The sequence below is a fragment of the Brevundimonas sp. Br13 genome (assembly GCF_055391505.1).
Map to the genome: position 1 here is coordinate 41,154 of NZ_AP044008.1, position 21,465 is coordinate 62,618.

16 protein-coding genes and 1 other annotated feature are annotated in these 21,465 nt (G+C 69.1%); of the genes, 5 read left to right on the plus strand and 11 right to left on the minus strand.

Annotation, left to right across the window (positions count from 1 at the left end; all coding sequences use genetic code 11):
• Position 1 precedes the first annotated feature (1 nt).
• Positions 2-1,864: a monovalent cation:proton antiporter-2 (CPA2) family protein gene (locus ACZ5M6_RS00225; protein WP_464159164.1), complete on the minus strand. Its 1,863-nt coding sequence runs from the start codon at positions 1,862-1,864 to the stop codon at positions 2-4.
• A 167-nt stretch (positions 1,865-2,031) separates the two neighbouring features.
• On the opposite strand from ACZ5M6_RS00225, the gene ACZ5M6_RS00230 reads away from it, so the two are divergent.
• The 5 genes from ACZ5M6_RS00230 (at position 2,032) to ACZ5M6_RS00250 (ending at position 9,053) form a co-directional block, all read left to right on the plus strand.
• Complete coding sequence (locus tag ACZ5M6_RS00230) at positions 2,032-3,819, plus strand: vWA domain-containing protein (RefSeq protein WP_464159165.1); 1,788 nt, start codon at positions 2,032-2,034, stop codon at positions 3,817-3,819.
• A 62-nt stretch (positions 3,820-3,881) separates the two neighbouring features.
• Entirely contained in the window at positions 3,882-4,289 is a 408-nt protein-coding gene (locus ACZ5M6_RS00235) for a CBS domain-containing protein (RefSeq protein ID WP_054763960.1), read from the plus strand.
• 70 nt (positions 4,290-4,359) lie between these two features.
• Positions 4,360-4,926: a hypothetical protein gene (locus ACZ5M6_RS00240; RefSeq protein ID WP_464159166.1), complete on the plus strand. Its 567-nt coding sequence runs from the start codon at positions 4,360-4,362 to the stop codon at positions 4,924-4,926.
• A gap of 98 nt (positions 4,927-5,024) precedes the next feature.
• Positions 5,025-7,406 carry a PAS domain-containing sensor histidine kinase gene (locus ACZ5M6_RS00245; RefSeq protein WP_464160135.1) on the plus strand — a complete coding sequence of 794 codons (2,382 nt, stop codon included), beginning with the start codon at positions 5,025-5,027 and terminating at the stop codon, positions 7,404-7,406.
• A gap of 66 nt (positions 7,407-7,472) precedes the next feature.
• Positions 7,473-7,536, plus strand: a sequence feature (sul1 is cis-regulatory element that is thought to sense ions involved in sulfur or methionine metabolism; They are found in Alphaproteobacteria).
• A gap of 53 nt (positions 7,537-7,589) precedes the next feature.
• Positions 7,590-9,053, plus strand: a complete 1,464-nt coding sequence (locus ACZ5M6_RS00250; RefSeq protein WP_464159167.1) for a SulP family inorganic anion transporter — start codon at positions 7,590-7,592, stop codon at positions 9,051-9,053.
• A gap of 46 nt (positions 9,054-9,099) precedes the next feature.
• Here ACZ5M6_RS00250 and ACZ5M6_RS00255 read toward each other — a convergent pair whose 3' ends face one another.
• The 10 genes from ACZ5M6_RS00255 to ACZ5M6_RS00300 form a co-directional block, all read right to left on the minus strand.
• Entirely contained in the window at positions 9,100-10,296 is a 1,197-nt protein-coding gene (locus ACZ5M6_RS00255) for an acetyl-CoA C-acyltransferase (RefSeq protein ID WP_464159168.1), read from the minus strand.
• A gap of 84 nt (positions 10,297-10,380) precedes the next feature.
• Positions 10,381-11,358, minus strand: coding sequence for a flavin reductase family protein (locus tag ACZ5M6_RS00260; RefSeq protein WP_464159169.1), 978 nt, complete (start codon positions 11,356-11,358; stop codon positions 10,381-10,383).
• Positions 11,359-11,578: 220 nt separating this feature from the next.
• Complete coding sequence (locus tag ACZ5M6_RS00265) at positions 11,579-12,955, minus strand: sulfite reductase subunit alpha (protein WP_464159170.1); 1,377 nt, start codon at positions 12,953-12,955, stop codon at positions 11,579-11,581.
• Positions 12,952-14,061, minus strand: coding sequence for an FAD:protein FMN transferase (locus tag ACZ5M6_RS00270; protein WP_464159171.1), 1,110 nt, complete (start codon positions 14,059-14,061; stop codon positions 12,952-12,954). Before ACZ5M6_RS00270 ends, ACZ5M6_RS00265 begins: the two co-directional genes overlap by 4 nt.
• Before the next feature lie 10 nt (positions 14,062-14,071).
• Positions 14,072-14,872, minus strand: coding sequence for a DUF4198 domain-containing protein (locus tag ACZ5M6_RS00275; RefSeq protein ID WP_464159172.1), 801 nt, complete (start codon positions 14,870-14,872; stop codon positions 14,072-14,074).
• A gap of 11 nt (positions 14,873-14,883) precedes the next feature.
• Positions 14,884-15,396 carry a DUF2271 domain-containing protein gene (locus ACZ5M6_RS00280; RefSeq protein WP_054763967.1) on the minus strand — a complete coding sequence of 171 codons (513 nt, stop codon included), beginning with the start codon at positions 15,394-15,396 and terminating at the stop codon, positions 14,884-14,886.
• An 11-nt stretch (positions 15,397-15,407) separates the two neighbouring features.
• Entirely contained in the window at positions 15,408-16,088 is a 681-nt protein-coding gene (locus ACZ5M6_RS00285; RefSeq protein ID WP_464159173.1) for a PepSY-associated TM helix domain-containing protein, read from the minus strand.
• A gap of 72 nt (positions 16,089-16,160) precedes the next feature.
• Positions 16,161-18,218, minus strand: coding sequence for a TonB-dependent receptor (locus ACZ5M6_RS00290; RefSeq protein WP_464159174.1), 2,058 nt, complete (start codon positions 18,216-18,218; stop codon positions 16,161-16,163).
• Positions 18,219-18,312: 94 nt separating this feature from the next.
• Positions 18,313-18,999, minus strand: coding sequence for a Fe2+-dependent dioxygenase (locus tag ACZ5M6_RS00295; protein ID WP_464159175.1), 687 nt, complete (start codon positions 18,997-18,999; stop codon positions 18,313-18,315).
• Positions 19,000-19,074: 75 nt separating this feature from the next.
• Positions 19,075-21,438: a TonB-dependent receptor gene (locus ACZ5M6_RS00300; protein WP_464159176.1), complete on the minus strand. Its 2,364-nt coding sequence runs from the start codon at positions 21,436-21,438 to the stop codon at positions 19,075-19,077.
• Positions 21,439-21,465 lie beyond the last annotated feature (27 nt).

Sequence of the window (21,465 nt, forward strand, 5' to 3'; positions counted from 1 at the left end):
CTCAGGATGCGACGGGTTCGTCCTCGGCCGCCGGGACGGACGGACCCGCCTCCTCCTCGTTCAGCAGCCGGCCCTCGCGGCGCGGCTTGATATAGGGGGCCGGCTGCGGCGTCGGCATGTTTCCGCGCATCAGCTGGCGGCCCGCCGTGATGCCGCCGGTCAACTGAAGATCCAGCCGCGCCTCGTCGCGCCGGCGCACGTCGCCGATGGTCTCGGCCGCCTCATGCTCGTCCATACCCAGTTCGACCAGGGCGCGTTCGCCGAACTTCAGGGCGGATTCGAAGGTCTCGCGGATCTGATAGTCCACTCCGGCCTGGATCAGCCGCATCGAATGGCCCCGGTCGAAGGCGCGGGCCATGATCTTGGTCGTCGGAAACTCGGACTTGACCAGTTCGACGATGCGGTCGGCGACCTCGGGCTTGTCCACGCAGACCAGGACGATCTCGGCCTCATCGGCGCCGGACGCCCGCAGCGTATGCAGCTGGGCGCCGTCGCCGTAATAGACCTTGAAGCCGAACTGGGAGGCGGCCTGGATCATCTCGACGTCGTTCTCGATGATCGAGACGTCCACGTCGCGGGCCAGAAGGGGCTGGGACACGACCTGGGCGAAACGGCCGAAGCCGATGATCAGCACCTGGCCGCGCAGATCCTTGGCGAATTCCACGCCGTCCGCATCTTCGGCCGACACGGTCGGCTTGGGCAGGAGACGCTGGGTCAGCAGACTGGTCAGCGGCGTCAGGGCCATAGACAGGATGACGATGGCCGACATCATGGCCCCGACCTGGGCGTCGAACAGACCGGCCGTCACCGCCGCGCCATATAGGACGAAGGCGAACTCGCCGCCCTGGGCGAACAGGGCCGCCCGTTCGACCGCCTCATGGTGCGACGCCTTGAACAGGCGTGCGACGGCATAGATGCCCAGAGCCTTCACCGCCATGAAGGCGACCACGCCGCCGACGACCAGACGCCAGTCGGCGACCACCACCGACAGGTCCAGCGACATGCCGACGCTGAGGAAGAACAGGCCCAGCAGAATGGCCCGGAACGGCTCCACATCCGCTTCCAGCTGATGGCGGAAGCTGGATTCCGACAGCAGGACCCCCGCCAGGAAGGCGCCCATGGCCATCGACAGACCGCCCAGGGACATGGCCCAGGCCGCGCCGACGACGACCAGCAGGGCCGCAGCCGTCATCACCTCGCGCCCGCCGTAGCGCGCCAGAAGACGGAAGATCGGATTGACCAGATATTTGCCGGCCAGCAGCACCCCGCCGACCGCCGCCACCGCAAAGCCGACGGTCTGCCACAGGGGCGGCGCCTGTTCGTTCGCCACGCCCAGGACCGAGGCCAGGACGGCGACGACGGCCAGAAGCGGCACGATGGCGAGGTCTTCGAGCAGCAGGATGGAGACCGCGCGCTGGCCCGGTCCGCCCGCGATCGCGCCGCGCTCTTCCAGCATCTGCATGATGACGGCGGTGGAGGACAGGACGAACCCCATGGCCCCGACGAAAGCGACGGGGGCGGAGAAGCCCGCCAGCATGGCAGTGAGAGTCAGAATGAAGCCGCAGAACAGGACCTGTGCCGCGCCCAGGCCGAAAATCTCTTTCCTCAGTCCCCACAGGCGTTTGGGCCGCATCTCCAGGCCGATGATGAACAGGAAGATGACCACGCCGAACTCGGCGACGTGCAGAATGGTCTCGGGCTCGCGGAACAGCTTCAGGCCGAACGGACCGATGGCCAGGCCCGCCGCCAGATAGCCCAGCACCGAGCCCAGGCCGACCCGTTTGAACACGGGCACGGCGATCACCCCCGCCGCCAGCAGCGCCGCCGCCGCCCCCAAATCCAATCCCGACGTCGGCTCGGCCATGCTGCACCCCTGAAGCTAGGCTCCCATTGTGGGGAGGCTCGGCGCAGATTGCGAGAGGACGCGAAAGACACGCTGGAAGAGGATCGTGCGGCGAGCGGCGTCCGCGGCCACAGTTTCGCCTCAGACCAACCCGCGACTGACATCAAGGAGAACAACCGGAGGAAGCCATGTCACGCATCATCAGGATGGCGGCGCTGTCCGTTCTGAGCCTGTCCTTCGCCGCACCGCCGGTCGCCGTGCCGAGCGTCGCCCTGGCCAAGCCGCTGGATGGCGAACCGACGCCGGCGGCGTGCCGACCGCTGGGGTTTGAGCTGCAAGCAGAACCAGACATGGAGGACGTCGTCGTCACGGCGTCGCGTGTTCAGGGCCGGACCCAAATGAATGCACCGCCCGCGCCGCCCGCGCCCCCTCCTCCGCCGCCTCCCCCACCGCCGCCGCCTCCCCCCGCGATGGCGGGGAACGTGGTCGTCACCGGATATCGTGTCTCGCCGATCACGCCTGCGCCCACGCCCGCGCGGGCCGACACCGAACGCTATCCCGACGCGACGCCGAATCCGGTGAAGCGGACCAGCGATCAGCCGGTCTCGACCTTCTCCATCGACGTGGACACGGCGTCCTATTCGAACGTGAAGCGCTTCATCGACGAGGGTCGCGCGCCGCCCAAGGACGCGGTGCGGGTCGAGGAGCTGATCAACGCCTTCGACTATGACTACGCCCGGCCGACCAGCCGGAGCCGGCCGTTCGCGATCACCACGGCGGTCGCCGCCTCGCCCTGGGCGGAGGGGCGTCAGATCGTGCATGTCGGCCTGCAAGGCTATGAGCTGCCGGCGGGCGAGCAGCGGCCGCTGAACCTGACCTTCCTGGTTGACGTCTCCGGTTCGATGAACAGCCCCGACAAGCTGGACCTGGCCAAGAAGGCGATGAACCTGGCCATCGACCGGCTGCGCCCCCAGGACAGCCTGGCCGTCACCTATTACGCGGAAGGCGCCGGCACGACCCTGCAGCCCACCAAGGGCGACGAAAAGCTGAAGATGCGCTGTGCGGTCGCCAGCCTGAAGGCCTCGGGCGGCACGGCGGGGGCGACGGGCATGACCAACGCCTATGATCAGGCCCAGGCGAACTTCGCCCGTGACAAGGTCAACCGCATCCTGATGTTCACCGACGGCGACTTCAACGTGGGCGTCACCGACGACAAGCGGCTGGAGGACTATGTCGCCGACAAGCGCCAGACGGGAATCTATCTGTCGGTCTACGGCTTCGGGCGGGGCAACTATCAGGACGCCCGGATGCAGGCCATCGCCCAGGCGGGCAACGGCGTCGCGGCCTATGTCGACAGTCTGCGCGAGGCTCGGCGTCTGTTCGGGCCGGCCTTCGACAAGGGCGCCTTCCCCATCGCCGACGACGTCAAGATCCAGGTCGAGTTCAACCCCGCCCGCGTCGCCGAATGGCGGCTGATCGGATATGAAACCCGTCTGCTGAACGAGGAAGACTTCGCCAACGACCGGATCGACGCGGGCGAGGTCGGTTCCGGCGCCAGCGTCACCGCCCTCTATGAAATCACCCCCGTCGGCGGCGCGACCCAGGTTCCTGAGCGGCGCTATCCCGACAATCGGATCGGGACCGGCGGCGGCGATCCGAACGGCGAGATCGGCTTCATCCAGATCCGCTACAAACAGCCGGGCCAGAGCCGGTCCGAGCTGATCCAGCAGCCCCTGACCAACACCGCGACCGGCCCCGTCGGCGCCCAGGCGCCGGAGTCGACACGCTGGGCCATGGCCGTCGCGGCCTTTGGTCAGAAACTGAGGGACGATCCCTGGATGGCGGCCGACTACGGCTGGGATCAGATCGTCGAACAGGCCCAGGGCGCGCGGGGCGACGACCCCTATGGCGACCGGGCCGAGTTCGTGCAGCTGGTCCGTGCGGCGAAAGACCTGCCCCCTGCACGGACGCCGTAAGGCCGGAACCGCCGCCCTCGCGACGGGTTTTCAGCGCGACAGTCAGACAAGGAAGACCCGCGATGAAGATCCGCGACGTGATGACCCGCGACGTCCATCTGGCGCGCCCCGGCGATACGATCCAGGCGGTGGCCGAACGGATGGCCCGCGGCGACTTCGGCTTCATACCGGTCGCCGACGGGGACCGTCTGATCGGCGCCGTGACCGACCGCGATCTGGTGGTGCGCGCCTTAGCCGCCGGGGCCGCCCCCACCGCCCCGATCGTCGAATACATCACCCGCGACCCGCACACGGTGCTGGACACCGATGATCTGAAGTCTGTGCTGGACCTGATGGCCTCGCGTCAGATCCGGCGCGCCCCGGTGGTGGACAAGCACGGCCGCATCGTCGGCGTGATCTCCCTGGGCGACCTGTCGACCCGGGTGAAGGAGCGGTACGCCGGTGAGGCGCTGGAGAGCATTTCGCGTTAACACTGTCCGGTTACGCTAAGCTAAGGCGAGCCGACCATCCTTACCCGGCTAATAGGGCCGGAGGACAGCTATGGCGCGCGCGCAGTTTCAGAAGGGGCAGAAGGTCTGGGTCGAATGCGTCGGCGCCTGGGCGACGATCGAAAAGGTCCAACCGGTCTGGGCCAAGGGGTTCGAGGAGCCCGTGCGCGTCACCTATGACGTGGGCCTGGGGCGGGAGTTCGCCGCTTCGGAACTGATGACCGCCGCAGAGGACGGGGCGGGCCGCGACCTGGGCGTCTGGCGCGTGCTGCGCGCCCGCAACAAGTGGCAGGCGGAGGAAGACTGTCTGCACCACCCTCAGCCCGGCACCTATCCCGTGGTCGTCACTGACACCGCCGACTGGGGCGGCTGGCGCGTGCCCGGCGCCGAATACGACCGCGATCCGCAGCGGATCGAGTTTCAGGCGCGCCTGATCACGGCGGCGCCCCAACTGATGCGGCTGGCGGAAAGCCTGATGGCCCTGGCCGCGGAGGCGCCCGAAGACGCCCCGCCCGCCTTGCTGGACCTGGCGCGCCAGGCCCGCAGCGCCCTTCATCCGGTGGTCACCGTGGCTGAAGAGGCGCCGTCGTCGCCGCAATCCCCAGCCGTCGCCGCCTGACGGGTCAGAAACCATTAACCAAGTCTCGACAGGAATCCGCGACGCAGCCTAGATTCGCCTGATCAGCGGCATTTTGGCGGGAGAGCGACTTGCGGGGCATGGAGCGGCGGCAGCAAGGACGGGGACGGCGCGCCTCCGACCACGCCCCCGTCGGCGCCCCGGCCTGGATCCGCATCGGCGTCCTGGTCCTGGCCCTGGGCGCGACCGGCTGTGCCTTGATGATGACGCGCCATCTCGGCCAGCCCGGCCGCGAGGTCCATCGTCTGCGCGGCGAAAACCTGGCCCTTAACGCCCAGCTGGCCGCCAGCCGGATCGCCGTCCAGATCCAGGCCGCCCAGACCGGCTTCGACGCCGCCGCCCCCGTCCTGGGACAGGACGCCGCCCCCCTGGCGGCGGTCGAGGCGGCGCGGCGCGCGGCGCCCGACGTCAGCTTTTCCGTCATCGACGCCTCGGGCGCCTTGGTGGCGGCGCAAGGGGCGCGCAAGCCCGGCGCCCTGACCCTGGCCGGACCCCAGGCGGGCGGGCGGCGGCTGGAGGCCCATGTGGCCCAGGACCTGCCGGCTGCGCCCCCCTATCGGATCGTCTCGGCCTCCGGCCGCGTCCTGGCCTCGCCCCAGCCGGGCGAGACGGGGCGGCCGGTTGAAGCCCTGATCGGGGTGGAGCCCAAGGACCTGCCGTCCCTGACCACGCCCCGCGCCGCGCGGGGCGGCGGGGCGGTCGCGGCCGCGCCGATCGCGCCGGGCGGCCCCTATGTGACGGTGCTGGATCCCAAGGCCGAGGGCGGCGGGCTGATGGACGAAGCCTGGGTGCTGATCGCCCCCGTGCTGCTGGGCCTGGGCGTGCTGATCCTCTATCTGATCCAGGGCCTGCGACGCGCCAGGGCCAGCCGGGAATGGGCCTCGTCCGAGCGGCGGTTCCGGGTCGCGGTCGAGGCGGCTCGGTGCGGCGTCTGGGAATGGGACCTGGCGGGCGAGGAAGTCACCCTGTCCGACTATATGGCGACCCTGCTCGGCTTCGAACGCGGCGGGGTCGTGCAGGCCGAAGACGTCATGGCCCGCATACATCCCCGTTTCCGCGACGAAGTCCGCCACGCCCTCGATCAGGCGGTCGCCTACGGCGCCTTCGAAGTCACCTTCCCCGTGGCGGCCGAGGACGGGCGCACCCGCTGGATCGACGCGCGGGGCCAGGCGCGCGGCGCGCGGGGCGAGGCCGGCTTTTCCGCCATATTGGGCGTGGCCCTGGACATCACCGAGGCCCGCCGGGCCAAGGCCGCCGCCCAGGCCGCCGAGAGCCGTCTGCGCGACGGGGTCGAGAGCATTTCCGACGCCTTCGTCCTGTTCGACCGGCACGGCCGCCTGATCCTTTGGAACCAGGGGTTCGAAGACGCCTTCGCCTTCACCCCCGGCGTGGTCCGGCGCGGGGCGCTGAAGGACGAGCTGAACCGGATCGCCGCCCTGGCGATCAAGGCCGAACATCCGCCGTCCGACGGGCGGGCGGGCCTGCGCGAGGTCGAGCTGCACGACGGCCGCTGGCTGCAGCTGGCCGAACGCTTCACCTCAGAAGGCGGCTCGGTCGTCACCGCCGCCGACATCACCGCCATCAAGCGTGAGGAGGCCGAGCGCCGCCGCGCCGTCGAAGACCTGAGCCGCACCGTCGCCCAGCTGGAATCCAGCCAGGAGATGCTGTCCCAGCTGGCGCGCCAATATGAGATCGCCATGACGCGGGCCGAGGCCGCCAACCAGGCCAAGTCCGAATTCCTGGCCAATATGAGCCATGAGCTGCGCACGCCGCTGAACGCCATCAACGGCTTTTCCGAGATCATGGCCGCCGAACTGTTCGGTCCCATCGGCGAAAAATACAAGGGCTACGCCGCAGACATACTGAAGTCGGGCCAGCATCTGCTCAGCCTGATCAACGACGTCCTGGACATGGCCAAGATCGAGGCCGGCAAGATGACCCTGTACTATGAGTCGGTGTCGCTGAAGGGGGTGTGCGAGGACGCGGTTCGGCTGATGCGGGGCAAGGTTCAGGAGGCGGACCTGACCCTGAGCGTCGTGGGCGAGGATTTGCCCGACATCGAGGCGGATCAGCGCGGACTGAAACAGGTGATGCTGAACCTGATCTCCAACGCCGTGAAATTCACCCCCGCCGGCGGACGGATCACCCTGACCCTGGCGGCGACACAAGGCGAAGACGGTCAGGCGCGGGTCAAGGTCTCCTGCGCCGACACCGGCATCGGCATCGCCCCCGAAGACCTGGCCCGCCTGGCCCGGCCGTTCGAACAGGTGGAAGGCCAGCACTCCAAGACCACCCAGGGCACCGGCCTGGGCCTGGCCCTGACCAAGTCCCTGATCGAAATGCACGGCGGCCGCCTGATGCTGGAAAGCGAACCGGGCGTCGGCACGGTGGTCAGCTTCGACCTCCCGGTGAAACGGCCCGAGGGCACGGTGACGCCGATGAAACAGGCGTTCGCGGCGTAGGGCTCAAGGACGGTCAGGCTTCGCCCTTGCTTCACGCGCGGCTTGAAGGCATGAGGGAGGCCTCACCTTGGACCTGCCCCTACAGCTAGGAGGCGGGTGGCTATCCCGACCGCCGATCCGTCAGGAAACCGACCCGAGCCTTGGGTCATCCCCACTGAAATCTCAATGACAATAGTTGCGTCCGTGCGCCAGCAATGGCTCGCCAACCCACGCCGTGATCTGCTGGCGGGGACCGTCGTCGCCCTGGCTCTGATCCCCGAGGCCATCGCCTTTTCGATCATCGCCGGGGTCGATCCGGCGGTCGGGCTGTACGCCAGCTTCGTGATCGCGGTGACCATCGCCTTCGTCGGCGGTCGCCCGGCCATGATCTCGGCGGCGACCGCCGCCATGGCCCTGCTGATGGTCGGGCTCGTGCGCGATCACGGGCTTGAATATCTGTTCGCGGCGTCGCTGCTGACCGGCGTGTTTCAGATCCTCATCGGCCTGATGAAGCTGGGCCGCTACATAAGGTTCGTCTCGCGCAGCGTGATGACCGGCTTCGTCAACGCCCTGGCGATCCTGATCTTCCTGGCGCAGATGCCTGAACTGATCGGCGCCGACTGGCAGACCTTCGCCCTGGTGGGCGCGGCCCTGGCGATCATCTACGGCTTGCCCAGGATCACAAGGGCGGTCCCGTCTCCGCTGGTCGCCATCGTCGCCGTCAGCGCCTTCGTGATCCTGACGGGGCTTGATGTCCGCACTGTCGGCGACATGGGCCAGATGCCCTCGGCCCTGCCGATGTTCCATATTCCGAACGTGCCGCTGACCTGGGAGACGCTGACCGTCATCGGTCCGGTGGCTGCGACCCTGGCCTTTGTGGGCCTGTTGGAAAGCCTGCTGACCGCCAATCTGTTGGACGACATCACCGACACGCCGTCGGACAAGGACCGAGAGACGCGCGGACAGGGCATGGCCAACATCGCCTCGTCCCTGTTCGGCGGCATGGCGGGCTGCGCCATGATCGGCCAGTCGATCATCAATGTGACCAGCGGAGCCCGCGGACGCCTGTCCACCCTATGGGCCGGCCTGTTCCTGCTGTTTCTGATCCTGGTGCTTAAGGACTGGGTCGCCCGAATTCCCATGGCGGCCCTGGTGGCGGTGATGATCATGGTCTCGATCGGCGCCTTCGACTGGGGTTCAGTGTTGAAACTGCGCTCCACGCCGTTTCAGTCGTCTGTGGTGATAATCGCCACGACAGCGACGGTGGTCGTCACCCACGACCTGTCGAAGGGGGTGGTCCTGGGCGTGATCCTGTCCGCCGTCTTCTTCATGCGCAAGGTCGGCAAGACCGTTCGCGTGGAGGAGATCGAGACGTCGCAAGAGGGCGTGTTGCGATACCGGGTGACCGGCAATCTCTTTTTCGCCTCGGCCGACGTGTTCGCCGCCGCCTTCGAACATCACGGCCGACCGACCCGCGTCGAGATCGACATGACCGACGCCCATCTCTGGGATCTGACCGGCGTGGCCGCCGTGGACAAGGTCGTGTTCCGCTATCGCCGTCAGGGGGCGCAGGTCGACCTCATCGGAATGAATGAGGCCGGGCGAACCCTGATCGACAAGCTGGGCCGGCATGACAAGAGCCACCTGCCCGTCGGCGCCGCCCACTGAGCCTCTTCTCTCCGTCGGCGGGCCATCGGTCGGTCCGCCCCGCCCCTTAAACCAGCTCTACCCCCATCGCCGTCGCCTCGCCGCCGCCGATGCACAGGGCGGCCATGCCCCGGGTCTTGCCGCGCGCCTTCAGGGCGGACAGCAGGGTGGTCAGGACGCGGGCGCCGGATGCGCCCAGCGGGTGGCCCAGGGCGCAGGCGCCGCCGTTGACGTTGATCTTGTCGTGGGGGACGCCCAGCTCCTGCATGGCGATCATCGGCACGATGGCGAAGGCCTCGTTGACCTCCCACAGATCGACGTCCTCAGGCGTCCAGCCGGCCTTCTTCAGCGCCTTTTGCAGGGCGAAGACCGGGGCGGTGGTGAACAGGCTGGGCTCATGGGCGTGGGCGGCCTGGGCCACGACGCGGGCGATGGGGGTCAGGCCCAGGGCCTGGGCCGTGGACTGGCGCATCATCACCAGGGCGGCCGCGCCGTCCGAGATGGAGGCGGCCGAGGCGGCGGTGATGGTCCCGTCCTTGCCGAAGGCGGGCTTCAGATTGGGGATCTTGGACGGATCGGACTTGGTCGGCTGTTCGTCGCGGTCCACGACCACCACGCCCTTGCGCGTCTTGACCTCGACCGGGGTGATCTCGGCGTCGAAGTCGCCGTTGTCCTGGGCGCGCTTGGCCCGGCCGGCGCTTTCCACCGCATAGGCGTCCTGCTGTTCGCGGGTGAACTGATAGGCCTTGGCCGTGTCCTCGGCGAACTGGCCCATCAGCTTGCCGGGCTCATAGGCGTCTTCCAGACCGTCCAGATACATGCTGTCGGAGATGACGTCATGGCCGATGCGGGCGCCGCCGCGGTGCTTGTGCATCAGATAGGGGGCGTTGGTCATGGACTCCATGCCGCCCGCCACGATCACCTCGGCCGAGCCGGCCAGCAGGGCGTCATGGGCCATCATGGCCGCCTGCATGCCCGAGCCGCACATCTTGTTGATCGTGGTCGCCTCGGCCGAGATCGGCAGGCCCGCGCCCAGCCCCGCCTGACGCGCCGGCGCCTGGCCCAGGCCGGCGGGCAGGACGCAGCCCATGATGATCTGTTCGACCTTGTCCGGCGCCAGACCCGCCCGCTCCAGCGCCGCCTTGACCGCCGCCGCGCCCAGGTCGGTGGACTTGGCGTCCGACAGCACGCCCTGGAATCCGCCCATCGGGGTTCTGGCGTATGAGACGATGACGACGGGATCTTGGGCGTGATCGGCGGACATGGCGGGCTTCCTCTTGATTTGGCGCCTGAGATAGCGATCCGGCCGCCCGTTGTGAACCGGGATGTGAACCGGGTCGGGCGCGGCTCAGGCGAAATGGAGCCGCCGGTAACGGCCCCGGAAATAGAGCAGGGGATCGCGGCGCGGCTCGAACCGGGCGCGCGTGACCCGGCCGATGAAGACCAGATGATCCCCCGCCTCGACCACCTGATGGGTGGCGCATTCGAAGCTGGCCAGGGAGCCGGACAGTATGGGGGCGCCGGTGTCCCAGCTCTCCCAGGCGACGCCGTCGAACCGTTCGGTCGACGACCGGGCGAAAACGCCCGACATCGGCTGCTGGCCGATGTGCAGGACGTTGATGGCGAAATGGTCGGCCCTTCTGAACCGCTCCAGGTTCGACGAACTGCGCGCCAGGCAGAACAGGATCAGGGGCGGGTCCAGCGACACCGAGGAGAAGGAGTTGGCGGTCAGCCCCACCGGCCGGCCCTGTTCATCCAGGGTGGTGACCACCGTGACCCCGGTGGCGAAACAGCCCAGGGCGTCGCGCAGGGTCCGGGCGTCCGACCCGGCCTGATAATGCAGGGCCTGGCGCGGCGCATGGCGTTCCAGAAAGCCCAGCAGCGCCGCCTCGGTCGCCTCGCCCGCCGGTTCGGCTTCCAGATCGAGCCGCGGCAGGTCTGCGGGCGTCGCCGCATCCGGCGCCGCCCCGACCACGATCAGACAGCTGACCAGGGCCGGACCGGTCACGACCAGGGCCGGATGGACCGCCGCCAGGGTCTCGGCCGAACACAGTACGGCAGGCCGCGACGACAGTTCGGTCAAAAGGGCGCGCAGGGCGACCGCCGCCCCCTCCCCGTCCGCCTCGTCCAGCGGCGCCAGCAGCACGTGACGCCCGGCCTCCACCAGGGCCCGCACCCACCGTCGCCCGTCCGCCGACAGCCGCTCGGGCGGCCCGATCAGCAGGACGACCGGATCCTCGGGATCGCCCAGACCTTGGACGTTCAGACCTTGGGCATCCAGACCTTGGACGTCCAGGCCTCCGATCCGGGGCGGCGATTCAGTCATGAGGCGAGGCGGTCCAATCGGAAACGAAAGGCGTCTTTTAGGGGAAGTCCGCCCTCGGACGCCACGATTTACGACGCCTTCCCCGATTCGGATCATCCGGCGTCCAGCGAGACCGTGGCGAAGGCGAACAGCCGGTCGACGGCCTGGCGGCGGGTGTTCGACGGCGCCGCTTCCGGTTCGGTCGGGCAGACGCAGCAGTCGGGCGGCGCTGATCTCCTTTTCAGTAGACGTCCCGGCGATAGCGGCCGTCCTCCAGCAGGGTCAGCAGGACCTCCGCGCCCAGCGCCGCCTCCAGGGCTGCATGGACCCCCTGGGACATCCCCTCCAGACTGCCGCAGACATAGAGGGCCGCGCCCCGGTCCACCCAGGCGCGGACGTCCGGCGCCGCCGCCGCGACCAGATCCTGCACATAGCGGCCGTCGCCGGGATCGCGTGAGAAACACCGGTCCAGCCGGGTCAGAACGCCGGACGCCAGCCAGGCCTGAAGCTCGGCGTCAAAGAAGGCGTCGTGGGCCTGGGTCCGCTCGCCGAACATCAGCCAGGCGCCGCCCCCCTGGCCCCCGTCTCGGACCGCGCGGGCCTTCAGATGGGCCCTCAGCCCCGCGATCCCCGTGCCGTTGCCGATCAGGATCATCGGCGTCTGATCCTCCGGGCCGTGGAAGCTGCGGTTGGTCCGCAGCCGCATGTCGATGGTTGCGCCCAGAGGCAGGTCCTGGGTCAGCCGGCCCGAGGCCAGGCCGGGCGTCCCGTCCGGCCGGCGCATCAGCCGCACCACCAGTTCGACCCGCCCGTCCGCCGGCACCGAGGCGATCGAATATTCGCGCGCGCCCGGCGTCACGCCGTCGCGCTCGGGCAGCCCCACCTCGGCGATGTCCCCGGCGGACCAGGGCGGCGCCGTCCCGACCGGCTCCAAGACCAGATGATAGGCTTCGCCGCCCGGACTGCCGGGATTGATCAGGGTGCGCTGCGTCAGCCGCCAGGGCTCATAGGCGGGCGGGGTCCAGTCAGGGGCCGTGGCCCGACCGGTGATCTGGTTCAACTGATGCTGCCAGTGGCGCACGGCGCCCGCGTCCCCGGCGTCCACCTCCACCAGATCGAACAGGGGCTCGGCGCCCGAGCGCCTCAGCCAGCCGTCCACCGCATGGCCGAAGCCGCAGAACTGATCATAGCTGCGGTCGCCCAGGGCCATCAGGCCGAACCGAAGCCCGCCCAGGTCGACCGGCGCTCCCATGGCCTTGCGCACCAGCCGCGCGGCGCTGTCGGGCGGATCGCCTTCACCCGTCGTCGAGACGATCAGCAGGGCCCGGCCCGCTGCCTTCAGCGTCGCCAGGTCCAGGTCCGCAAACGACAGGACCCGCGCCCCCACGCCGCCGTCCTGCAAGGCCCGCGCGGTCATCCAGGCCAGTTCCTCGGCCAGTCCCGTCTGACTGGCGAAGGCCACGAGCACCGTCTCCTCCCCGTCTCCGGCCAGGGCCTCGGAGCGGGCGCGCGCGGCCGCCTTCGCCCGGCGCTCGCGCCAGACGATCAGGCCGATCAGGACCAGCCATAGGCCGACGGCCGCCAGGGCCAGAAGCCAGCGGGACGGATCGTTCGTCACCCCGGCGCCGCCTCCGCCCCATCCTCCATCATGGCCTTGAAGGCCGGGCTCATCCGCTCGACCAGGCCGCGCGGCGTGCGTTCGACGAACAGGGCGGCCAAACCGACCGCTTCGGCGTACTCCGGCCCCTCGAACGGCCCCATGACCGTGAGGGCGCTGGCGTAGGCGTCGGCCTTCATGGCCGAGGCGTGCAGCACGGTGACCGAGGCCAGATTGTTGCTGACCGGCCGCCCCGTCGATCCGTCGATCGTATGGGGATAGAGCCGCCCCTCATGGCGGAAGGCGCGGCGATAGTCCCCGCTGGTCGCCATGGCCAGGTCGAACAGGGCCGCCACCGTGCGGGGCGAGGCGTCGCCCTCCGCCCGCTCGATCTCCACCCACCAGGGCTGGGCGTCAGGCTTGACCCCGCGCCCCTTCAGCTCTCCGCCGATCTCGACCAGGTGCGAGGTCGCGCCCAGGGCCGCCAGGGCGTCCGACACCCGGTCCACCGCATGGCCCTTGGCGATGCCGGACAGGTCCAGCTTCATTCCGCCTGGCTGCATCAGGCCGCGCGCCTCGCGGTTCATCCGCAGCCGTCCCCAGCCGCTGACCTTCAGGGCCGCCTCGACCTCTTCGTCGCTGGGCAGGGGCAGAAGGGCGCCGCGCGGTCCCGGCGGGCCGAAACCCCACAGATCGACCAGGGCGCCCAGGGTCGGATCGACCGCCCCATTGGTCTCGTCGCCCAGGTCCATGGCCGCATCGACCAGGTCCCAGAACGGCTGGGACACCGCCCACATGCCGGGCGGGGCGGCGTTGAACCGGCTGATCTCGCTGGACGGCTCCCACGGGCTGAACAGGGCCACGACCGTCGCCAGCTCCCGCTCGATCGCCTCGCGCAGGGCCGCCTCGGTCAGGCCGCGCGGCCCTATGGCGCGCACGCTCCAGGTCGTGCCCATGGTCCGGCCGTCCAGCGCCTGGATATGATCGCCGGGCGGTCGGGGCGGCGGCCCCTCGACCGGCGGGATCAGGACGCGGTTGTCGACCCGGTCCGCAAGCGGAACCGGGTCTCCCAGGGTGAGGACGGGCGGGGCGGCGCGCGAACCGCGCGAAAAGGGCGTGTCGGACATGCCCAGCGGCTTAGGGCAGGACTTCCATCACCGCCACATAGTTGGCGTTCGATCCCAGGGTTTCGCCCTGGGCCGGGGTGCGGACCGAGGCGTTCAGCCAATACATGCCGGCCTCGGGCCAGGTGACGGTGAAGACGCCGTCGGCGCCGGTCTTGACCATCATCTCCTCGGGATTGTCGCGATAGCGCAGGCCGCCGCGCGCGACGGTCACGTCCAGGTCGGCGGCGGGCCGGCCGTCCTTCAGCAGTTTGAAGCTGGCGGCCTCGCCGGCGACCAGATCGTTCGGATGGGTCACGGGGACCAGCTCCAGTCCCTCGCCCGTGGTCTTGAACACTGTGTCGGTCGGATTGTTCAGGGTGACGAAGGTCTCGATCCGGCTGGCGGTGCGGGTCGCCTGGACGTCGGTCGCGCCCTGGGGCAGGGCCGCCGGATATTCGGCTGCGGTTCCACGCCAACGCTTCTGTTCGCCGTTCAGTGTGTAGCTGGCCATGACGCCGCCCATGAGGTTGGCGACCTTATAGGTGCCGTTCTGCGTCAGATGGACGTCGAAGGTGGTGCGGTACTGGGCCTGCATCAGATGTTCGGGCTGGACGGTCGAGCCGTCGGGCGCCGTCACCACCAGGCCGGTCATCCGCATGGCGGCGTGGTCGGGGATGAAGACCCCGTTGGACATGCCCGCATCGAAACCGACCCAGGCGTCGGCGCCCGACAGGCTGGTCGAGGTCGGCGCCATCCAGGCGCGGTGAGCCTGGGCGGCCAGGGGCGCGGCCAGGGCGGCGGCGAAAGCCAGAAGCGCGACGGTCTTTTTCATGGGTCTGTTCCTCAGCGAGAGACGGTGACGCGCACGGCGCCCAGTTCGGTGGAGCCGGAGGCGTCGGCGGTATTGGCGCCGCCCCAGCGGAAGGGCACGCGCACCACCTCGCGCCCGCCCAGTTCGCGCGCCGCCTCGACCACCAGATTGTACTGGCCGGGCTGAAGGCCGCGCAGACGGGCGGCGGGGACGTTGACGGTCTGGCGGCCCGGCGCGCGGGTGGCGCCCGAAATCCCGTCGGCGGGCAGGCTCATGGCCCGGCCGCCCTTGCGCCACCAGGTCCGCAGGTCCTTCAGCCAGTCCTTGCCGTCGCCCTCATTGTTGCGGGTCTGCTGGTACCAGACCGCCAGGGTCTGAACCGCCGTCTGATCCGGCTTCTCGATCCAGACCGCCACATAGGGCCGGTGATAGGAGGCGGTGTTCAGCCGCGGCACTTCGACCGTGACCGACAGATCCGCCGCCAGGGCCGGGGCGGCGGCCAGGGTCAGGCCGGCGGTGGTGACGACGATGGGGAGAAGACGCATCCGTTACACTCTCAATGGATGAAGATCAGGGCGATGACGACGGGGATCAGCAGGCCCAGCGCCGCCAGGGGCCAGGTGGAGGGACGGCCGCGTGCATGCAGCCACATCAGCCCCAGCCCCGTCACCGCAAAGATGACGCAGGCGACGGCGAAGACGTCGATGAACCAGAACCAGACCGCGCCTGCATTCCGCCCCTTATGCAGGTCGTTCAGATAGGCGATCCAGCCGCGCGTGGTCTTTTCATGGACCGCCTCGCCCGTCGCCCGGTCGATGGTCAGCCAGCCGTCGCCGCCGGGGATCGGCAGGGCGACATAGATCTCCTCGGGCGTCGTCTCGGTCGGCCGCCCGGCGATCTGAACCTTCAGGGCCTCGGCCGACCAGCGGGCGACGGCGTCGGGAACCGGTTCGGTCGTCTCCTGCGGATAGGCCGAAAGCCGTTGCAGCAGGGGCGCCGGCAGGGTGGCGGTCTGTTCGACCGTCACCGGCTCGGCCGGAATGGAGGCCGCATGGTTCAGGGTGATGCCCGTGACCGCGAACAGGATCATGCCGACCAGGCTGACGGCCGCCGAAATCCAGTGCCAGGAATGCAGCTGCTTCAGCCAGAAGGACCGCGCGCCGTTCAGCGCCGCCTTCGGCTTTTTCGCCCCCCTTGAGGTGGGCTCGATCTGGTTTTCTGCGGCGAGTTCAGTCACGGGACGGCTGTGCCACTGTTGCGAACCGTTTGCAATAGCAAGCGATGCGGCGAATTCGTCGCGCAGAGACCGTCAGTAGCTGAACCTGACCCCGGCCCGCACCGTGCGCGTGGGGCCGTAGCCCGCAACGTCGGACCCGGTCATAGACACCTCAACATCCGCGTCGAAAGCGTTGTCGACGGCGGCCCAGATCATCACCCCGTCCCCGGCCGACCATTCCGCGCGGGCGTCCAGGGTGACGGCGGGGTCCAGGGTGCGGCTGTTCAGATCATCGTCGAACCGGGCCGATTCATAGCGCGCGGCCAGACCCAGGGTCAGCCGATCCGTCGCCCGCCAGTCGACGCCCGCCGTCGCGCTCCATTCCGGCGCCTGGGCCGGACGCAGGCCCGTCAGCTGGGGCGCCGCCGCGCCGCCGTCCACCTCGGCGTCTGTCCAGGACAGGGCGGCGTTCAGCGCCAGGGCCTCGCTCGCCCGGACCGAACCGTTCAGCTCCAGGCCCCAGGCTTTGATCGTGCCGGCGTTCTGGCGTTGGCGCAGCACGCCGCCCGCCGGCACGAAACCTGCGCGCGGGAAGGTTCCCGGTCCCTCGCCGATCGTCACATTGACGATGGCGTCCTCGATCTCGTTCCAGAAGACGGTCGCCCCCCAGGCGACGCCGCTCCGGTCGAAGGCCAGGCCCGTCTCGATCCCGCGCAGGGTCTCGGGCTCCAGCCCCGAATTGGCCTCGGTGATGTCGTTGCCGACCCGGAAAGGCCGGTGCAGTTCGTTCAGGGTCGCGGGCCGAAAGCCGGAATAGGCCGCCGCCCGCCAGGCGTAACCCTCGCCCAGCCAGGCGGCCAGATCGCGCCGCGCCGCCAGTCGCGCGCTGACCACCTCGCCCGACCGGTCCTCGTCGGTCTCGTCCAGGATCGGCGCCCCGGTCGCCAGCGTGTATTCGTAGCGAAAGCCCGCCTCGTTCTTCCACCGGTCGTAGCGGAGACCGCCCGCGACCAGCCAGTCCCCGCCGGTCCACGACCCGTCCACATAGGCCCCGGCCACCGAGGTCTCGCCGCCCGCGCGCCGTCCCCGCGCGAAGCCCGCGCCGGTGGGATTGCTGAAGAACTCGTTGGTCGCACCCTCGTTGAAGCGGGCGTCGGCGCCGACCTCCCACTCCAGCCGGCCGCCCGCGATCTCGGCCACGCGACGGCGCAGGGCCGCGTTCAGTCCCCAGCCGGTCGCCGGGGTCTTGTACTGATCATTGGCCGGGGTCGTCGTCGACCGGTCCGCCGCCACCGAGGCCGAGCTGTTGGCGAAGTCGCTCTCGATCCGCCAGGCCTGCAGCCGCCAGCCGTAGCCGTCGACGGTAGGCGCCTTGGCGGCCGTGGCGCTGAGGCTGTGGCCGCTGGCGTTTGACCGGGCATTCAGCAGACCGGAGCCCCGATCCTCCTCCCAGGTCGCCGCGCGCAGAGACAGGTTCGCCCCTTGCAGATTCACCCCGTCCAGCGGCGCATCGACCCGCAGGGCGGCGCTGCGGCTGTCCAGGTCCAGCGGCTGATCCGCCGCACCGGCCGCCGCACCGCGCACGGGCGTATAGCCGTCGCTGGTCTCGTACAGGCCCGACAGGGTCACGCCGACCGGGCCGAGCCTGGTCGATCCCGACCCCGCCGCCCGCGCCCCGCCGCGCTCGGCGGCCGACAGGTCCAGCACCCCGCCGCGCGCGCGCTCCGTCAGGCCGATGACGCCAGTCAGGGCCCCGGCGCCGTAGGGCCCCGCGCCCGCGCCGCGCACGACGTCCACCCGCTCCAGCGATTCCGGCGCGACCTGGGACCAGATCACCCAGCCGCCGAACGGATCGTTCAGCGGGACTCCGTCCAGGGTCACCAGGGTCCGCCCTGCGCCGGACGGGGCGATGGCCCGCAGGGAAATCCCCTGGGTCGTCGGATTGGCGGCCAGGCTGGAGGTGCGGCGGAACAGGGACACGGCGGGTACGGTCCGCAGGGCCTCGTCCAGCCGGACGGACCGCTCCAGCACGGTTTGATCCAGCCGAACCACCGAAAAGGCGGCGTCGGCGGCGGCGGGCGGCAGACGGGCCGCCGTCACCGTGATTTCAGACAGTTGGGCGGGCGGAGCAGGGGGCGCGTCTTGGAACATCCCGGTCACAATAGACCAGCCCCGCCTTGGTTCAGCCCTGCGACCTTATAAAGCGGACTGCGACCCTGGGGTCACAGACGGGGCGGTCGGGACGTCACACCTCGGACCAGCGCCGCAGAAGATTGTGATAGACGCCGGTCAGTTCGATCACCGCCTGATCCTTCGGCCCCTTCTCCAGGGCCACGCGCTGGGTCGCCACGTCCAGGCGGAACAGCATCTCGCGATCGCCGTCGTCCCGGATCAGGCTCTGCATCCACATGAAGGACGAGACCCTCGCCCCGCGCGTCACCGGCATGACCTTGTGCAGGCTCTTGGACGGATAAAGCACCAGATCCCCGGCCGGCAGCTTGACCGACTGCGGCCCGTACATCTCTTCGATGATCAGCTCGCCGCCGTCATAGTCTTCGGGCTCGGACAGGAACAGGGTCGCCGACAGGTCGCTCCGTATACGGATTGACCCGCCGCCCCGCTGCTGGCGGATGGCGTTGTCCACGTGCAGGCCGAACTCGCCCCCGCCCTCATAGCGGTTGAACAAGGGCGGAAAGATCGTGTGCGGCAGGGCGGCGGCGACGAACATCGGATTGGCGTTCAGGGCCTGGACGATCAGGGCCGAGACCTCCCGGGCCACGTCCGAATCCTCTGGCAGTTGCTGGTTCCGCTTGGCCGTCGCCGACTGGTGGCCGGAGGTCATATTGCCGTCGGCCCACGGTCCGGCGTCCAGCCGCTCGCGCAGCGCCTTCACTTCGGCCTTGGAGAAGACTTCGGGGATTTGCAGCAGCACGTCGCTCTCGCTGAAAAGAAAGGCGGCCCCGCCGGAAGGGCGGAGCCGCCAGTTATAGGCCGGGGATAGAGGCCTTTAGAAGCGCAGGTTCAGGGCCAGAATGGCCTGACGACCGGCCGCCGGATCGGCGTGGTGAACCCCGTTGGTGCGGATGATGTATTCCTCGTCCGTGGCGTTCTTGACGTTCAGCTGCAGGCTGGCGCGGTCCGAAAGGTCATAGGTGGCGAAGGCGTCAACGCGGGTCCATTCGGGCGCATAGACGCGGTTGTTCCCGCCGCCGGCCCCGCCCTGGTTTCCGCCCCAGGACTTGGAGGTGTAATAGACGCCGCCGCCGATCGTCAGTTTGGGCAGCAGGCGATAGGTGGTGAACAGGCTCGCGCTGTTCTTGGGCGTATTGGCTAGGGGCAGGCCTTGCAGCGGATTGACGCTTGCGACCGGCGGCGTCCCCGACACGACCACGGCCGCCTTGGTCAGTTCGGAATCCATATAGGTATAGCCGCCGAACACGGTCCATTTCGGCGTGATGCTGCCTGACACGCCCAGTTCGAAGCCGTTGACCTCGACCTCGCCTTCCTGACGGAAGATGTTCGGCTCGACCAAGATCAGGGCGTTCTTGCGGGTCAGATGGAAGGCGGCCGCCGACAGGGCGAGACGGTCGTTCAAGACATTGGCCTTGGCGCCGATCTCGAAGCTTTCGGTGTCTTCCGGATCCAGAACGGTGTTGGCGACGCCATCGACCGTGCCCGTGCCGCCCGAGGCGTTCTGGTCGCCCGCCGAAATGGTCGGCGGCGTCGAGGAGGTGGACCAGGACGCATAGACGCTGCTGTTCTGCGTCGGCTTGAACACCAGACCGATCTGATAGTTGGTGAACTCCCAGGTCCGCTCGGGCACGACCGTATAGCCTGCCGTGGTCCAGACGCCGGCCGTCTGGCTCGACGTCGCATTCAGGCCGCGCACCGAATACTGATCCCACCGCACGCCCAGGTTCAGGATCAGCCGCTCGGTCAGGGTGATGCTGTCGTTGGCGTAAAGGCCGATGGTCTCGGTGGTGTTGGAGCTGGTCGGGCCACGGTTGATCACGCCGGTCCAGGCGTCGTCCGGCGTGGGATCATAGACGCGGGTGCAGTCGTCGGCGCCCAGGGCGCTGGCCGCCGTCGGCCGCGATCCGGAGACTGTGGTCAGACCCGTCGGGCAGGCGGCGCCGGAGGTGGTGTAGGTCGAATAGGCCGCATTGCGGTTCCGCTCGCGCGTCAGCTCCAGACCCACGTCATAGCTGTGTTTGAACGCCCCCGTCTCGAACCGGCCGTACAGGTCGGTGACATTGGCCAGGGTGGTGACCGGGTTCCAGCGGGTCTTGGTCCCCCGCTTCATCCAATAGGTCCCGTCGGCTGCGCGGCCGACATAGCCGCCGTCGCCGGGGTTGGTGACGATGTAGTCGTTCAGCGTCTCCGCATAGCGGCTGACGTTGCGGATCGTCAGAAGGTCGCTGAAGCGGTGCTCGGCCTTGAAGGTGAAGCTGTCGACCTCATTGGTCAGATAGTCGCGCGCCGTCAGCCCGTAGAAACTGTCATAGGGCACGTCCAGCACGCCGCTGTCGGTCGTGCGCGACTGGATCTTGGTGAACAGCGGAATGCCGTAGTCGGGCATCTGGTCGCTGGTCAGATGGTAGTAGCTGAAGACCATGGACGAGCCGGTTCCCAAGCCCGCGCCCAGACTGATCCCCAGGCCCCATTTGTCGTAATCGACGCTGTCGCGGCCGGGCACGTCGCCCTGGGCGCCCATCAGATTGATCCGCAGGGCGGCGGTTTCACCCAGCGGCATATTGGCGTCGATCGTGCCGCGGACATAGCCGTCCGTCCCGACGCCGGCGCTGAAGTTGTTGAAGGCGTTCAGTTTAGGCGATTTGGAGCTCAGATTGACGCTGCCCCCGCCCGAGCCCCGGCCGGAATAGACGGCGTCCGGCCCCTTGATCACCTCGACCTGTTCCAGGTTGAACACTTCGCGCTGCTGGCCCCCCGTATCCCGCAGACCGTCGACGAAGATGTTGTTGCCGGACGACTGGCCGCGGATGAAGGGACGGTCCGCCAGGGGCTGACCGCCCTCGCCGGCGCCGAAGGTGATGCCGGGCGAATTCTGCAACAGGTCCTGCAGCGACGAGGCCGCCGTCTGTTCGATGATCGCCTGGGGAATGACGGTTACGGCGCGGGGCGTATCGACCAGGGGAGCGACGAATTCGGGACTGACCGGCGCAGGCTTCTTCAGCTGGCCGTTGACGTCGATCGTGCCCAGGTTGGCGGGCTGTTGCTGGGGATCGGCGGTGACGACCACGCCGTCTTCGGCGGTCGCGTCAGCGGCGATGGCGGGGGCGGCGACCAGCATGCCGGCGGCGCTGGAGGCGAAGAGAAGCGCGCGAAGGGAGGCGGCGCGAGAGTCGGACATGTTTTGGCGACCTTTTGGTCTGATTTT

What these genes read in the sequence shown, in the direction of transcription:
- ACZ5M6_RS00225 (WP_464159164.1), bottom strand. Translation starts at nt 1,864, where the DNA reads ATGGCCGAGCCGACGTCGGGATTGGATTTGGGGGCGGCGGCGGCGCTG.
- ACZ5M6_RS00230 (WP_464159165.1), top strand. Translation starts at nt 2,032, where the DNA reads ATGTCACGCATCATCAGGATGGCGGCGCTGTCCGTTCTGAGCCTGTCC.
- ACZ5M6_RS00235 (WP_054763960.1), top strand. Translation starts at nt 3,882, where the DNA reads ATGAAGATCCGCGACGTGATGACCCGCGACGTCCATCTGGCGCGCCCC.
- ACZ5M6_RS00240 (WP_464159166.1), top strand. Translation starts at nt 4,360, where the DNA reads ATGGCGCGCGCGCAGTTTCAGAAGGGGCAGAAGGTCTGGGTCGAATGC.
- ACZ5M6_RS00245 (WP_464160135.1), top strand. Translation starts at nt 5,025, where the DNA reads ATGGAGCGGCGGCAGCAAGGACGGGGACGGCGCGCCTCCGACCACGCC.
- ACZ5M6_RS00255 (WP_464159168.1), bottom strand. Translation starts at nt 10,296, where the DNA reads ATGTCCGCCGATCACGCCCAAGATCCCGTCGTCATCGTCTCATACGCC.
- ACZ5M6_RS00260 (WP_464159169.1), bottom strand. Translation starts at nt 11,358, where the DNA reads ATGACTGAATCGCCGCCCCGGATCGGAGGCCTGGACGTCCAAGGTCTG.
- ACZ5M6_RS00270 (WP_464159171.1), bottom strand. Translation starts at nt 14,061, where the DNA reads ATGTCCGACACGCCCTTTTCGCGCGGTTCGCGCGCCGCCCCGCCCGTC.
- ACZ5M6_RS00275 (WP_464159172.1), bottom strand. Translation starts at nt 14,872, where the DNA reads ATGAAAAAGACCGTCGCGCTTCTGGCTTTCGCCGCCGCCCTGGCCGCG.
- ACZ5M6_RS00280 (WP_054763967.1), bottom strand. Translation starts at nt 15,396, where the DNA reads ATGCGTCTTCTCCCCATCGTCGTCACCACCGCCGGCCTGACCCTGGCC.
- ACZ5M6_RS00290 (WP_464159174.1), bottom strand. Translation starts at nt 18,218, where the DNA reads ATGTTCCAAGACGCGCCCCCTGCTCCGCCCGCCCAACTGTCTGAAATC.
- ACZ5M6_RS00300 (WP_464159176.1), bottom strand. Translation starts at nt 21,438, where the DNA reads ATGTCCGACTCTCGCGCCGCCTCCCTTCGCGCGCTTCTCTTCGCCTCC.